Here is a 15819-nt window from a genome sequence, read left to right as displayed (position 1 = left end):
GCTAAATTATCAAAAAAATGAAAACTTATAAATTTTCAATATTCAATAAAAATATAAAGGCTTTAAATATCCTTTTACTTGTGTGTTTATCAATTTACTCTTGTAAAACAGACGACAAAAAGAAGCCTGAAGAACCAATAGATCGCTATGCTTTGGTTACAAGACATAATATTAATTGGAATGATGTAAATGGGCAAATTCCTTTAGGGAATGGTGAGTTTTGTTTTAATGCCGACGGAACAGGTTTGCAAACATTTGGAGGTAGTTCCATGTCTCATTGGGCTTGGCATTCATTTCCTCTTCCGGAAGGTATTTCAGCCGAAGATATACCTGCAACAGGTACCTTCCAACAGGGAAGAAATACAGGTCTTGATGAATTTCCTGAGGATAAATCAGAGTTGCGCCAATGGATGTTTGATAACCCTCATAGTTACAACCTAGGAAGAATACGATTAATCAGAACAGATGGTAATGAATTAGAAGAGAAAGATATTCAGAACATAGATAGAACCTATGATTTATGGTCTGGTGTTTTAACTTCAAGTTTTACCATAGATGGAGAACAAGTTAATGTTACAACTAGTGTCCACCCCGATAAAGATTTGGTTTCTGTTGATGTTGAGTCAGAATTGCTTAAAAAAGGTGTTTTACAAATAAGCATAGACTTTCCATATCCATCTATAAATAGAAGACTTGCTTGGGTAGGTGATTTCAATGAGCATCAAGGCAACAATACCATTTTATTGAATGACCCAAATGAGAGTAATCAGGCTGATTTTAAGAGAGAAATGGATGATGTTAGTTATTATGCAACGATTAATTGGAGCTCAGATGCTAATATCCAATTTGATAGCAATAAGGCTCCTAATACGTGTCAGTTAATAGCAGATAATACGAATAGTATTAAGTTCTCCTGTGCTTTTTCAAAAAGTGCATTATCATATAATTTGCCTGACGTAAATGAAACTATAGCTTCAAGTGAAGTATATTGGCCATCTTTTTGGAAAAGTGGTGGGGCTATTGATTTATCTGAAAGTAAAGATCCAAGATGGCAGGAATTGGAGAGACGAATTGTGCTTTCGCAATATTTAATGGCTGCACAATCTAAAGGAAGTAATCCTCCGGCAGAAGTTGGTTTAATGGGAATAGATTCTTGGAGAGGTCAGTTTCATATGGAAATGATTTGGTGGCATTTGTCACATTATGCTTTATGGGATAGATGGGATTTGCCTCAGGAGGCTCTTAATGTATATGAAAGATTTATTCCTTCTGCACGTGCTTTAGCAGAACAATTAGATTATAAAGGTTTAAAATGGCAAAAATCTGTTGGACCTGAAGGTCGAACAGCACCTTGGGTAGGCAATCAAATTTTGATTTGGAAACAACCACACCCAATCTTTTTTGCAGAGTTAGATTATAGATTAAATCCCAATAAGGAAACTCTTGAGCGATGGGCTGAAATTATTGACGGAACCGCGGAGCATATGGCAGATTATGCCGTTCGAGATGAAGAGACAGGAGTATATCATTTAGAACCAGTCATGCCTCCTAGCGAGCAGGGTGTAACTAAAGACGATATTTTTGATTTGGCCTATTGGAAATGGGGGTTAGAACATGCTCAAATTTGGAGGGAGCGTATGGGATTAGAACGTAACCCTGATTGGGAAGATGTTTTAGCTAATCTTGAAGAATTACCTGTAAAGGATGGCTTATATCTTCATTCTAAAGAATGGGAAGATACCTATACAGAGCGTAACTGGGAACACCCTAATACCGTAGGAGTTTGGGGAATGTTGCCTCCAAATGATACTATGGATTATGAAACCGCTCATCGAAGTTTACTTAAAGTTTGGGAAACCTGGGAATGGAAGCGCTGTTGGGGTTGGGATTTTCCATGGACAGCTATGGCAGCAGCTCGTTTAGGTGAACCAAAAATGGCAGTAGATGCTCTACTTATTGATGCCGGTACAAAAAATTATTACGATGAACGAGGGGTATGTACCGGAGGGCCTTGTCCATATTTACCTGGTAACGGTGGACTATTATATGCTGTTGCTATGATGGCAGCTGGATGGGATGGAGCTCCAGACAAACATGCGCCAGGATTTCCTGATGATGGAAGTTGGACAGTGAAATGGGAAGGTCTACATCCTGCGCCATAATTTAATTGATTGCTTTTTATGAAAAAATATATGAAATACCGTAAAGCAATTATAGCTGTAATTTGTTTTTGTTTGCTAACAGAATTTGGATGTGTTTCTAATGAAGAGAAGAGTTCAGATTTGGTTGTTTACAAAAATCAACAAGCTCCAATAGACGATAGAGTAATAGATTTATTGGGAAGGATGACACTTGAAGAGAAGGTTTATCAATTAAATCAGGTGGCTTTTGGAAAACATATGACTGCAAATAATATTGGAGGAGAAATGGCAAAGGTTTCACCATTGATAGGTTCTATAATTTATGTGAATCAAGATCCAAATCTTAGAAACGATTTGCAGAAAAAGGCTATGGAGCAGTCTCGATTAGGTATTCCAATAATTTTTGCTAATGATATAATACATGGGTTTAAAACAATTTATCCCATTTCCTTAGCTCAGGCATGTTCATGGAAACCTGAATTGGTTGAACAAGCTTGTGCAATGGCAGCCAAAGAGTCAAAAGTTTCGGGCATCGATTGGACATTTTCTCCAATGGTAGATGTCGCTCGCGATCCGAGATGGGGAAGAGTTGCTGAAGGATATGGTGAAGATCCTTATACAAATGCTGTTTTTTCTAAAGCTTCAGTAAAGGGATATCAAGGTAATGATTTGGCAGATGAGAACTCCATTGCCGCATGTTTAAAGCATTATGTTGGATATGGCGCTTCAGAGGGAGGTCAGGATTATATATACACCGAAATTTCAAAACAAACACTTTGGGATACCTATTTACCATCTTTTGAAGCAGGAGTTAATGTAGGGGCGGCGACTGTTATGAGTGGTTTTAATGACATTAGTGGAGTGCCAGCTAGTGCAAATTATTATACGTTAACTGAAATACTCAAAGAAAAATGGGAAATGGATGGTTTTGTGGTGTCAGATTGGAATTCAGTCAAACAACTAATAAACCAAGGTGTTGCCAGTTCTGATAAGGAAGCTACTTTAAAAGCAATTAATGCAGGTGTTGATATGGATATGGCAGATCGACTTTATCTTGACCATATTTCTGATTTAGTAAAAGAAAACAAGGTTTCGCTAAATCGTGTAGATGATGCAGTTGGCAGGGTTTTAAAGCTTAAATTTCAACTAGGTTTATTTGATAAACCATATGTTTCTATAATTCCTCAGAATAATCGTTATCTGCTTCCAGAGTATATTTCAACAGCTGAAAAATTGGCTGAAGAAACCATGGTGTTGCTAAAGAACTCAGATAATATACTTCCTTTAAATAACAAGGTTTCTTCTTTAGCTGTTATAGGACCGATGGCTAAAAATCAAGAAGATCTTTTGGGGTCATGGTCTGCTTATGGAGATGCCAAGGATGTGGAAAGTATTTATAAAGCAATAGAATCTGAGTTTGTACAATCTAAAATATTTTATGCTCAGGGTTGTGATTTTGATGGCAATGATACTTCTGGATATACTGAAGCTATTAATGTAGCTAGAAAGGCAGAGGTAGTCGTTGTTTGCTTGGGAGAAAAAAAATCCTGGAGTGGTGAAAATGCTTCACGTTCTACAATTTCCCTTCCAAAAATTCAAGAGGACTTACTTTTAAAACTAAGTGAATTAGGGAAACCTATTGTTTTATTATTATCAAATGGGCGGCCATTAGATTTAAGCCGCTTAGCTCCATTGTCTGATGGGATTATCGAAATGTGGCAACCTGGAGTTATTGGAGGGAAACCAGTTGCTGGTATTCTATCAGGAAGAATTAACCCATCAGGAAAACTTGCGATGACTTTTCCCTTTTCTACAGGACAAGTACCTATCTACTATAATATGAGGAAAAAGGCACGTCCCACGTCAGGTATGTATCAGGATATTCCAAAAGAGCCTCTTTATGGTTTTACTCATGGATTAAGCTATTCAAACTTTAAATATGGAGATTTAAAATCTTCAAAAACTAACCTGAGGAAAGATGAAAATCTAATAATTGAAATTCCGGTAACCAATGCATCTGATATTGATGGGGCAGATGTTGTGCATTGGTTTGTTTCAGACCCTGTATGTTCAATTTCGAGACCTATCAAGGAGTTAAAGTTTTTTGAGAAAAAATCAATTAAGGCAGGAAAGACTGAAGCTTTTGAATTTCACTTGAATCCTATTCGTGATTTAAGTTTTGTGGATAGTTCTGGGAATAAAATACTTGAATCAGGTGAGTATCATATTTCTGTTGACAATAAAGAAATAGTAATTAATCTATTAGAATAATAAAGAATTTAAAATGAAGATAATTAGTGATTTAAGAATTTGGTCAACCATATTCGTGTTTGGCTGTCTGATAGGAAATAGCCAAGAAGTGATTCCGATTTATAAAGATTCGATTCCGCCAGGTTCGGAAATATTTACCTTAAAAGAAAGTGCAAGATTAGATGAGAATGGTGAAATTGTTACTATTAGAAATGTCTCTGTTCCTACGATTACTGTATATAAGCCAGAGCCAACTAAATCTACAGGAACAGCTCTGATTATATGTCCTGGAGGCGGATTTCAAGGTTTAGCTTATCAAACAGAAGGTACTGCGACTGCCAAATGGTGTTTAGAGAATGGAATTACAGCCGTTATCTTAAAATATCGATTAATGCCATTTCCTAATCCAGAATTGAATACAGCAAATCATACCCAAAGAGATTCCATATTTACACCTTATGTAAAACTAGCAGTTACTGATGGTTTAGAGGCTATAAAGTATGTTAGGAATCATTGTGATGATTATAACGTTGATCCAAACAAAATTGGAATAATTGGATATTCGGCAGGAGGAACGATTGTAAGTTCTGTAGCTCAAAATTATGATTCTGTAACTCGCCCAGATTTTGTAGTGCCTATTTATGCTTATTGTGGAGCAATTTTAGGAAATGATATTCCGGATGATGCGCCACCCATGTTTTTAGCCTGGGCTTCAGACGATGTTATTGCTAATGGAAACCCAAGACTATACGAGAAATGGAGAGATGCTGGAAAATCGATAGAAATGCATTGTTTTTATGATGGAGGCCATGGATTTTCAGTAAACAAACAAAATAAGTCATCTGATATTTGGACAACGCTTTTTAAAGATTGGATGATAAATCAAGGATTTTAATCAATAATTAACTAACCATAAATAAACTAATAATGAGTAAAGTAGTTGTAGTGACTGGAGCCGGAGGGGTGTTATGCAGCACAATAGCAATGGCATTTGCAGAAGAAGGACATAAAGTTGCTGTTTTAGATTTAAAACTAGATGCAGCTGAAGAAGTGGCTAATATGATAAAGTCAAAAGGAGGTGATGCTATAGGGGTGATGGCCGATGTTTTGAATGAAGAGTCGTTAAAAAAGGCAAAAGAAGAAGTGAATAAAACATTTGGATCATGTGACATTTTAGTCAATGGAGCAGGTGGAAATCACCCTTTAGGAACGACTTCAAATCCATATCTAAATATTGAGGATTTGGAAAATACAACAGAAGGGTTTAAAACGTTTTTCGATTTAGATCCAGAGGGAATTAAATTCGTTTTTAATTTAAATTTTATCGGAACATTATTGCCAACCCAAATTTTCGCTAAAGATATGATAGGAAAGAAGGGGTGTAGTATATTAAATATTTCGTCTATGAATGCTTTTACTCCTTTGACAAAGATACCTGCTTATAGTGGAGCTAAAGCGGCAGTTTCAAACTTCACTCAGTGGCTTGCGGTTCATTTAGCTAAAGTAGGGGTTAGAGTAAATGCATTAGCTCCTGGTTTTTTTCTAACTGATCAAAACAGAACTTTACTAACAAATGAAGATGGTAGTTTAACTCAAAGGGGACAACAAATAATTGATCAAACACCAATGGAACGTTACGGAGAACCTGAGGATTTAATTAGTACTACAATGTATTTATGTGATGAGAAATCATCCTTTGTAACAGGAGTTGTAATTCCAATCGATGGGGGATTTAGTGCTTATAGTGGAGTTTAATTAAAAAGGAAAATAGAAAATGGAACAAACATGGCGTTGGTACGGACCGAAAGATCCGGTGTCGTTATCAGATATAAAACAAGCGGGAGCAACAGGAATTGTGTCTGCACTTCATCATATTTCAAATGGTGACGTTTGGACGGTTGAAGAAATAATTAAGCGTAAAGAGCTTATTGAAAATGCTGGGTTAACCTGGAGTGTTGTAGAAAGTATTCCGGTACATGAAAATATAAAAACGCGTTCCGGGAATTTTCAAACTTATATTGAGAATTATAAGACCAGTATTGAAAATTTGGCAAGTTGTGGTATTAGTATTGTTTGCTACAATTTTATGCCAGTTTTAGATTGGACAAGAACGGATTTAGAATTTGAAGTAGCGGACGGGTCCAGAGCACTGCGTTTTGACGTTAATGCATTTGCAGCTTTTGAGTTGTATTTATTAATACGACCTGGAGCAGAAGCAAAGTATTCTAAAGAGCAACAAGTCGAAGCTAAAGCTTATTTAGATACCTTGTCTGATGTTCAAAAGGAAACTTTGGTTAAAAATATTATTGCAGGGTTACCAGGAGCAGAGGAAGGTTATACTTTAGAGCAATTTCAAACCATTTTAGATACTTATAAAGATATCGATGCTCAAAAATTAAGAGAGAATTTGGTATTGTTCTTAAAAGAGATTATTCCAATAGCTTCAAAAAATGAGGTGTTAATGTGTATTCATCCTGATGACCCTCCGTATCCAATATTAGGATTACCACGTGTTGTTAGCACTGAAGAGGATTACGCTCATCTATTCACGGAAGTGCCGGATAGATCAAATGGTATAACATTCTGTACAGGATCATTAGGGGTAAGAGCAGATAATGACTTGGTTAAAATTTTTAATCGATTTGCAGACCGTGTTCATTTCCTTCACCTTCGTAGTACGCAACGCGATGAGAAGGGTAATTTTTACGAAGCTAATCATTTGGAGGGCGATGTAGATATGTTTCGAGTTGTAAAAGCTGTTGTTCTTGAAGAGTATAGACGAAAAGCTTTGGGAATAAAAGATGCTTTAATACCTATGAGGCCTGATCATGGACATCAAATGCTTGACGATTTAAATAAACGAACCAACCCTGGTTATTCAGGAATAGGAAGGCTAAGAGGTTTAGCCGAACTTCGAGGATTAGAATTCGGAATCAGTAAGAGTTTGACTTAATTATAACCCCTTAAAACTTCTACTATGAATCTACTTAAGGACTTAAATTTTAATACGGAGAATAAAACACCACTTTATTTACAAATAGCGAATTGTATAACTGATAATATAGCTAGAGGAAACATTAAAAATGATACAAAACTTCCTTCAATTAATGTTTTTAGTAAGGAGTATAATGTGTCAAGAGATACTGTAGAAAAGGCTTATAAGGTTTTAAAGTCAAAAAGTATTATTGTTGGTAAAAAGGGCCTAGGCTCTTTTATAAATACAAATGAACTTGTTTCTAAGGCTAGTGTTTTATTCTTGATTAATAAGTTGAGTCCTTATAAATTAAAAGTTTACGACGCTTTTATCAATAGAATAGGAGATGATTATCATACAGATTTTGAAGTTTATCATTGCAATGAATCTTTATTTTTAAGTTTAATAGATAAAAATTTAAACAAATACGACTATTATGTGATTATGCCTCATTTTAAAATACTTAGTCCTGAGGAGGCAAGTATTAAAAGTGAGTCCACCAAATTGATAAACAGTATTCCATCTAATAAAATTATATTACTGGATAACAATGACATGAATATTGATGGAGATATTATTGAGATTTATCAAGATTTTGAAAATGACATATATAGGTCACTAAAGGAAGGGTTTAATAAAATTAAAAAGTATAACAAAATCAATTTAATAATATCAAAGGGTGAAACTTATCCTTACCTAAACAAGATATGTAACGGTTTTATAAAATTTTGTAATGAGTTTTCATTTGATTTTAAAATTATAAACAAAGTGGATGAAAGTGAGATTATAGAACCTGGTAATTTGTTTATCACTATTACTGATGATCATTTAGTTAGTTTATTGGATTGTATTTCTGCAAATAAAGAATTAAATTTAGGAGAGAATGTAGGGGTTATATCGTACAATGAAACACCATTCAAGCGATTATTAAATATCGCGGTGATATCTACAAATTTTGTAAAAATGGGGGAGTCGGCGGCAAATATGATTCTTAATAATAAAAAAGGTAGAAGAAAAAACCCTTTTGTTTTTATTGATCGTAGTTCTGTTTGATTATGTTTAGGGGTGTTTTAAGTGTTTGTTATTCAGTGTCCTAGAATACATGAACATTATTGCTAAAAAACATGTACGCTTTTTAGAATTGAGCCATTTTAGAAAAACTAGATATTGTCAAGATTTAATTAAATTTAATTTGACTCCGAAACTGAATCTGTTTTTTTGAGAGTTAAATAAAAATTTTCACCAACTTAACTATTTAATTATGAAAAAATTACCAATTATTATCTCAAGTATTTTTACACTGTTAACATTCAATACTTTTGCTTCAAATATAAGTCAATATCCAGTTGATGTAAATTTAGTTCTTATTGGAAATGATATAAATTCTAATGACTATTTTATTGGTAAATGGAAGGTGCAGGTTGATGGAACTCCAAATGGAGATGTTATTATGAATTTAGAAATTAAAAAAATAGATGACAAATACGTGGGGAGCGTTCAAACTGATGGCTCTGGGCCGAATCCTGTTAAAGCAGATAAAATAGAAATTAAAGACAATGAGCTTAAAGTTTATTGGTTAGCAGGTGGCTATAATGTATATCTTCAGTTAGAAAAAGTTAAGGATAATGTTATTACTGGTTCTCTAATGGATATGTTCGATGCTAAGGGCGAACGTGTTGTAGAGTAAATTATATTTCACAGTTTTTACTATTACAAAATTTGTACTTAAGAATGTATAAATCTTAGGTAGGGATTTTTATGTCTAATATTTTTTAATCTACTCTTATGAAATATTCTATTCTATTACTGTTTTTAGCATTTTCTTCGATGCTAAATTCTCAAAACGATAATCTTAGTGACCCAAAAGATATAGCCTTATCTCCAATACAAAATACAAAGCGTAATGTTTTGGATCTTTCAGGAATCTGGAAGTTTAAAAAGGATTCTCTAAATATTGGAGTTAAAGAACAATGGTATAATGGCTTATCTAAAACCAGATCTATTGCTGTACCTGGCAGTTGGAATGAGCAGTTTGATGATATGCGGGATTACTTAGATTGGGTTTGGTATGAAACCGAAACTTATGTTCCTTCAAACTGGAAAGATCAAAAAGTGTTTCTTAGAATTAATGATGCAACTTACACGGCTAATATTTGGATAAACGGAATTTCTGTGGGATACCATGAAGGTTGCCATGTGCCTTTTGCATTCGATATCTCCGGTTATATAAATTGGGATAAAAAAAATAAAATAATAATACAGGTTGAAAATCAATTGTCACCTGAAAGAGTTCCAACAGGTAATGTAAAAGGAGGATCGTTTGAGACCTTACCTGCATCAAACTATGACTTTTTCCCTTACTCAGGACTCAATAGGTCTGTCGAGTTGTTCTCCGTTCCTAAATCATTTATCAGAGATATTACTGTTAAAACAGATTATAACGAAAATGTGGGAGTGATAGATGTAAATGTTGAGAAAATTGGAAGTTATAAAACAGGGAATGTTTATGTCTATGGGGGAGAAAAGGTTATAGAAAGTTCTATAAAATTTATAGAAAATCAAGGAGTTGTAAAGGTAGAAGTACCCAATGTGAGATTATGGGGGCCAAAAGATCCATTTCTCTACACGGTAAAAGTAACACTAGGCGACAAAAGAAATCCAGTAGATATATATGAACTTAAAGCAGGAGTTAGAAAGGTAAGTGTAAACGAAAAAAGTATTTTATTAAATGATGAGCCCGTTTTTTTAAAAGGTTTTGGAAGACATGAAGATTTTCCAGTCTTAGGAAGGTCAAGTTCAAACTCTTTGATTGTTAAGGATTTTGAATTGATGAAATGGACAGGAGCTAATTCTTTTAGAACAACGCATTACCCTTATGATGAAGAAAACTATAATTTGGCAGATAGAGAAGGGTTTTTAGTTATAGGAGAAACACCGGGAGTTGGACTTTATTTTTTAGGTGATCCAGAATCGATGGAAAAAAGACAACGCGCCATGGAGAGGTATATCACCGAGATGATTTATCGAGACAAAAACCATCCTTCTATAATTATGTGGTGTGTTGCAAATGAACCAAATGATAAAGCTCAATTAGGCCAAATGGGGTATACAGAAAATAATGATAAAAAAATGGCATATGAAGAGTTTGAAAAATTATTTAAACAAGTTAGATCATTGGATGCTACTAGACTTGTCATGTATGTTGGAGTGATGTTTGGCCCTGTAGATTGGTTTAATCTTACCGATGTTATAGCTATTAATAGGTATTGGGGGTGGTACAGTTCGCCAGGAGATATTAAGACAGGTGCGAATGCTATAAGTAAGGAACTGGATAGATTACATAGAAAATTTAAAAAGCCATGTATGATTACTGAGTTTGGAGCTGATGCTCAGGCCGGATTGCATGCGGTAAATCCAGAAATGTTCACCGAAGAATATCAAAAGGAGTTTATTAAGGCGTATTTAGACGTGGCAGATGAAAAGGATTTTGTAACCGGAATGCATGTTTGGAACTTAGCTGATTTTAAAACAAGCCAAGGTTTAATCCGGTTTGGGGGGTATAATCTTAAAGGTGTATTTACAAGAGATAGAAGACCTAAATTAGCTGCTTGGTTTCTTAGAAATAGATGGAAGGAATTGTAGTCTATTAAAAAAAATAGAATGTTTGTTGAGTTTATTTAAGTGGTCAATTTTTATTTTTTTAAATGAAAATTGACCCTTTTTGTTTCAATTTTATATAAATTATCTTTCAAAGAGTTTTTAAATGATAAGGAATAAAAGAGAAGACAGTATATCGAAAATAATAGGTATTTGGAAATCCAGATTAAAAGAATGGTTTATGGTTTTTACTAGTATCAAATTTAAAAATGCGTAGCTCAGGAGTTTTCTCTGTTTATTGTAATTAGTTGATTATTAGTGTCCTACATTAGGTGAACAATTGTTGTTATAAAATAGGAACGTATTTGTAGTGTATGCTAAATTATCTGAATAGTTTGAAAGAAGTTGTTTTATACATTTAGCAATACCAATTTGATTAACAAAAACCAATTAATAACTAAAGAATAAGAATTATGAACTATTTAAGTGAATGTTTTAAAAACACTTTTAAAAGGTACTTGTGTACATCCATTGTTTTGTTTTCGGTTTCGATGAGTTCTGAAGCGATTGAAAATAATATTAATGTAAAGGATTTAAGTAAATCTGAGAATTTAAAATTAATACAGAAAAGTATAAAAGGAAAGGTTGTAGATGAATCTGGTATGCCACTGCCAGGTGCGAGTGTATTAGTTAAAGGAACAACCACAGGAACAATGACTGATTTTGATGGTGAGTTTTTCTTAGATGTTCCAGAAGGTAAAGTAACTTTAGTGGTATCCTATATTGGATATCAGAAGCAAGAGGTTTCTGTTACAGGAACAGGAAATCTAAATATTGTTTTAAAAGAAAGTAATGAAACTCTTGATGAAGTTATAATAACCGGAGTTTTTGATAAAAGAACGGCTATGGAGTCTTCTGTTGCAATTTCGGTACTTAAGGAAGGATTAATTGAACGCCAGGTGCCTGTTAGTGCAACAGATTTATTAAAAAACGTACCAGGTGTTTATGTAAACTCTTCGGCAGGTGAAATTAAAAATACTATTGTATCTAGAGGATTGGGAGGATACTTTTATGTTTCTGTCCAGGAAGATGGTTTGCCTGTAACAAGTGCTAAGTATAACAACTATGGACCTGATTACTTTTTAAGATCAGATATTACCTTATCAAAACTTGAAGCAGTAAGAGGTGGAACAGCATCTATTTTAGGAAATAATGCTCCAGGTGGTATATATAATTATGTTTCTAAAGTTGGAGGTCATGAATTCGGAGCAGAAGTTCAGGCAAAATTTGGTCTGGAAGGAGATGGAAAAAATCCATATTATAGAACTGATATAAATGTAGGAGGGCCTTTGGTAAAAGGAGGATCCATAACTTATAACATAGGAGGATTTTGGAGAGAAGCAGATGGTGCAAGATACCCGGGTTATGAAATGAATAAAGGTGGTCAATTAAAGGCTAATTTATATATGCCATTTAATAATGGAGGTTTAAAAGTTTATGCGAAGTATTTAAATGATAGAAACTCCTCTTTTGAGTTTTTACCAACAGTAGATTTTGACAATCCTAGAATGGCACCTGGAGTTACTCAAACCAGTTCTGTGTTAATACCTTCTGTAATATCAAGATATGAACAAAATCAGTCAGGAGTATTCAGTACTTTTGATTCTGAAGATTTGATTCATTCTACTGACTTTTCAATTGGAGCTAACCTAGATTATGAGTTAGATAATGGTTGGAATTTTAAAAATAATTTCAGGTATTCAGATAAGGGAAGTAACTGGAATCAAACCTCTATACCAACTCCTATAGCAACTACTGGTCAGGTAATTCCAGGAAGTGGAGCTGCTGTACTATATGGTTCTTTAGGTTTGTTTGATAATCAAGGACTAAATGTGACACCATTTGGTAATGTAATTTTCAGAGATCAGGCTTCAGGACAAGAATTAATGCAGGTTAGATTTAGTGCCAGTGCAACAGGGCTTTCTTTTGACCATGTAAGTGGAGAGCTTGCAGGAGAATATGCTCCTAATTCATTATTGTTTAATCCGTTAACCGTTTTTGACAACAATGTTTCTGAAGTAATCGATCAATTGATGATTACTAAGGAATTTGAGAATATGAGTTTCACTGCTGGAGCTTACTTTTCAACATCAAATGTAGACAGACTTTCATCTAGTGGAGGTATAGCATTTCCTCAATTAACATCCCCTATACCAAGTTTAACGACTATAAGCTACCTAGATCCATATGGTAATGAATTTCAACTTACAAATCCTGATGGTGTCGTTGGGGGAAGTGGTTTTATTGCTCCTACATCGTTTTTTAATCTAAAGCAAACTCAGCTTGCTGGATTTTTTGGACAAAATTGGAAAATAACGCCAGACTTAAATTTTGACTGGGGTGTAAGATATGAGAAAGATTGGGTAGACGGTGAGAATATTGTTACTCCTCAATATCCAAGACCAAAGTCTGATACAGGAGGAACAGATGGCAATCCATTAACATTATATGATAACTATTTAGTAGGGGATGCTTCTACATTTGCCTACGATGAATCTATCACGGCATTTTCATATTCACTTGGTCTTAACTATAAGTTTTCTGATGAGTTTGCTATTTTCGGACGTTTTTCACAAGGTGAATTACCAGCAGATTTATCTCAGTTTTTAAGTATTGATTCTGATGGTTCTCAAGGTTTATTGGCCCCAAAACCTCAAAGGGTTCAACAAATAGAGGGAGGTATAAAAATGAATCGAGAAAAGTATAGTTTATTTTTAACGCCATTCTATACCTTGTTGGATAACATTTATGTACAATCTATTGGTAGAGATGATGCTGGAGATATTTATTATACACCAGTTCTTTATAATAAAAATGAGGCTTATGGTATTGAGCTTGAAGGAAACGTTGCGTTACATAAAAATATCAATCTTCGTAGTGTGTTTACCTATCAACATCGTGCTCCTATAATTGCTCAAACTTACGATACAGGAGCTCCAGGAGAAGCCGATGATGTTATAATTGATTTAACCGAAGGCAATGATGGAGCTTCAACATTGAATTTTAGAATTTCTCCATCATATAATATAGGAAAATTCTATTCAACGGTTGATTGGTCTTTTGTTGGAGACAGACCGGCTAATACTATTAAAGCTTTTGAATTACCAGCATATCATCAATTTGATTTATCAATGGGCTATGAATTTTCTAAAATGTTCAGACTACAATTCAATATGAATAATATTTTTAATTCAATTGGTGTAAATGCTTTTATGCCTCCAGGAACAGATCCAACATCACTTAATCCAGAGGCTTTTACTAGGGAACAGTTATTGGCAAATCCAAATGCGGTTTATTACACGCAGAGTATACCTCCAAGAGCTTACTTTTTAACTGCTAGTTTTAAATTTTAATAAATATTAAATAAAAATATGAAACCGTCAGGATGAAAATTCTTGACGGTTTTTTTATTCATTAGTTTTTGATAATACCTTAATTTCTAAGTTTCTTAGGAGGTATTAGTAACAACTATATTTTTATTATTGATTGATATTTTGTTTATTTGGTTAGAAATCTTATCGACCAAAAGACATTCATGGATATTGCTTTTATTTATATTGGATTAGCACAATCTTTATTTTCTGCATTTATTATTTATTTTAAAAAACCTAGAAATATAGCTAATCGGATATTGGGTTTTTGGCTTTTAGCAATTGGAGGAATGTTTGCTCTTAATGTTGTGAAGTTACATTACGAAGCAACTCAGGATTTTTGGCCAATATCGTTAACGTTGTCTACTTCTTTTCCTATTTTTTTATATATCTATACAAAATATGTCGTTTCAGATTATTCGACGTTTCAACGTATTGATTATTTGCATTTTGTGCCTCTATTAGTTGGTTGCGTTGTTCTAATATATTTTGTTCCATCACTTACTCAAGGGATAGAAGAATTTAAGGAGGAGTTAAACAATATCAATTCACCTAATGAGGTAGGGTATGTTTTCAAATTATATATTTGGGTGTATTGTCTTTTAGCTTTAATTTTTATCATTAATTATAGAAGAAAGATTAAGAATTATTTCTCTTTCCAATCCTACAAGAATAGTTTGAACTGGTTGATATTTATAATTGTTTCATTCTTGGTGATATACAATTATATTATTTACATCAGTACAAAATATTATCTAGGAGCCGCAATGCCTCATATAGAATCCTTTAGAAGTGGAGCATTACTTTTATTTGTTTACATTATTAGTTTTTGGGGCTTTAAACAAAATCAGTTAGCAACAAATATCCGTTCTCCTAAATTAAACTTTTTGAAAAAGAACGATGAATCTGAGTCAAAAAGATATACGAAGTCTGGATTGTCACCTAAGAAGGCAGAGCAATATGCTCTAAGACTTATTGATTATATGGATCATTCTGAGGCCTGGAAGAATAACGAATTAAATGTTGCAGCATTGTCAGAAGCAACAGACATACCAAAGCATCATATCACTCAAGTATTAAACGAAAATATTCAGAAAAATTTCTACACATTCGTAAACGAGTATAGAGTTAAGCTTGCAATGGAAATGATTATATCACCAAAATATGACTCCTTATCTTTTGTTGGTATTGCATTTGAGAGTGGTTTTAATTCTAAAACGGCGTTTAATATATTTTTCAAGAAGTATACAGGAATGACACCAACAGAATATAAGAAAAAGCACTCTTAAATTACCTGGAAATTTTAAAAGTTTTTTTAAAAAAGCAGTGTTGTTTTCTTTGTGTAATATATTGTCTTTCAGTGTCCTATAAAATGCGTTCGCTCTAGCCAAGAATATGGAACGTGTTTTTGGTATGGGCATAATTA

The 15819-nt window shown here is 33.8% G+C and carries 10 protein-coding genes; all 10 read left to right on the top strand.

What is annotated here, in order from left to right; all coding sequences use genetic code 11:
* The first annotated feature begins 17 nt into the window (after positions 1 to 17).
* The 10 genes from NO995_RS09295 to NO995_RS09250 all read left to right on the top strand — a co-directional run bounded on the left by NO995_RS09295 (position 18) and on the right by NO995_RS09250 (position 15682).
* Positions 18 to 2162, top strand: a complete 2145-nt coding sequence (locus tag NO995_RS09295; protein WP_258227261.1) for a hypothetical protein — start codon at positions 18 to 20, stop codon at positions 2160 to 2162.
* Between the two features lie 18 nt (positions 2163 to 2180).
* Positions 2181 to 4412 carry a glycoside hydrolase family 3 N-terminal domain-containing protein gene (locus NO995_RS09290; protein ID WP_258227260.1) on the top strand — a complete coding sequence of 744 codons (2232 nt, stop codon included), beginning with the start codon at positions 2181 to 2183 and terminating at the stop codon, positions 4410 to 4412.
* Positions 4413 to 4425: 13 nt separating this feature from the next.
* Positions 4426 to 5286, top strand: a complete 861-nt coding sequence (locus NO995_RS09285) for an alpha/beta hydrolase (protein WP_258227259.1) — start codon at positions 4426 to 4428, stop codon at positions 5284 to 5286.
* 32 nt (positions 5287 to 5318) lie between these two features.
* Positions 5319 to 6146, top strand: a complete 828-nt coding sequence (locus NO995_RS09280) for an SDR family oxidoreductase (RefSeq protein ID WP_258227258.1) — start codon at positions 5319 to 5321, stop codon at positions 6144 to 6146.
* A gap of 19 nt (positions 6147 to 6165) precedes the next feature.
* Positions 6166 to 7344, top strand: coding sequence for a mannonate dehydratase (gene uxuA, locus NO995_RS09275; RefSeq protein WP_258227257.1), 1179 nt, complete (start codon positions 6166 to 6168; stop codon positions 7342 to 7344).
* Positions 7345 to 7368: 24 nt separating this feature from the next.
* A complete protein-coding gene (locus tag NO995_RS09270; protein ID WP_258227256.1) occupies positions 7369 to 8418 on the top strand; it encodes a GntR family transcriptional regulator in 1050 nt (349 codons plus the stop codon).
* Positions 8419 to 8626: 208 nt separating this feature from the next.
* On the top strand, positions 8627 to 9052 hold the full coding sequence (locus NO995_RS09265) for a hypothetical protein (protein WP_258227255.1): 426 nt from the start codon (positions 8627 to 8629) through the stop codon (positions 9050 to 9052).
* A 98-nt stretch (positions 9053 to 9150) separates the two neighbouring features.
* Entirely contained in the window at positions 9151 to 11007 is a 1857-nt protein-coding gene (uidA, locus tag NO995_RS09260) for a beta-glucuronidase (RefSeq protein WP_258227254.1), read from the top strand.
* A 473-nt stretch (positions 11008 to 11480) separates the two neighbouring features.
* On the top strand, positions 11481 to 14375 hold the full coding sequence (locus tag NO995_RS09255; RefSeq protein WP_258227253.1) for a TonB-dependent receptor: 2895 nt from the start codon (positions 11481 to 11483) through the stop codon (positions 14373 to 14375).
* A gap of 182 nt (positions 14376 to 14557) precedes the next feature.
* Positions 14558 to 15682 (top strand): helix-turn-helix domain-containing protein, encoded by a 1125-nt coding sequence (locus tag NO995_RS09250; protein ID WP_258227252.1) that lies wholly within the window; start codon positions 14558 to 14560, stop codon positions 15680 to 15682.
* Positions 15683 to 15819 lie beyond the last annotated feature (137 nt).

It is taken from the genome of Aestuariibaculum sp. M13, from assembly GCF_024723255.1.
Lineage (GTDB): Bacteria > Bacteroidota > Bacteroidia > Flavobacteriales > Flavobacteriaceae > Aestuariibaculum > Aestuariibaculum lutulentum.
Note: the sequence above shows the minus strand (reverse complement) of the source record. Positions and strands in the feature narration are given on the sequence as shown.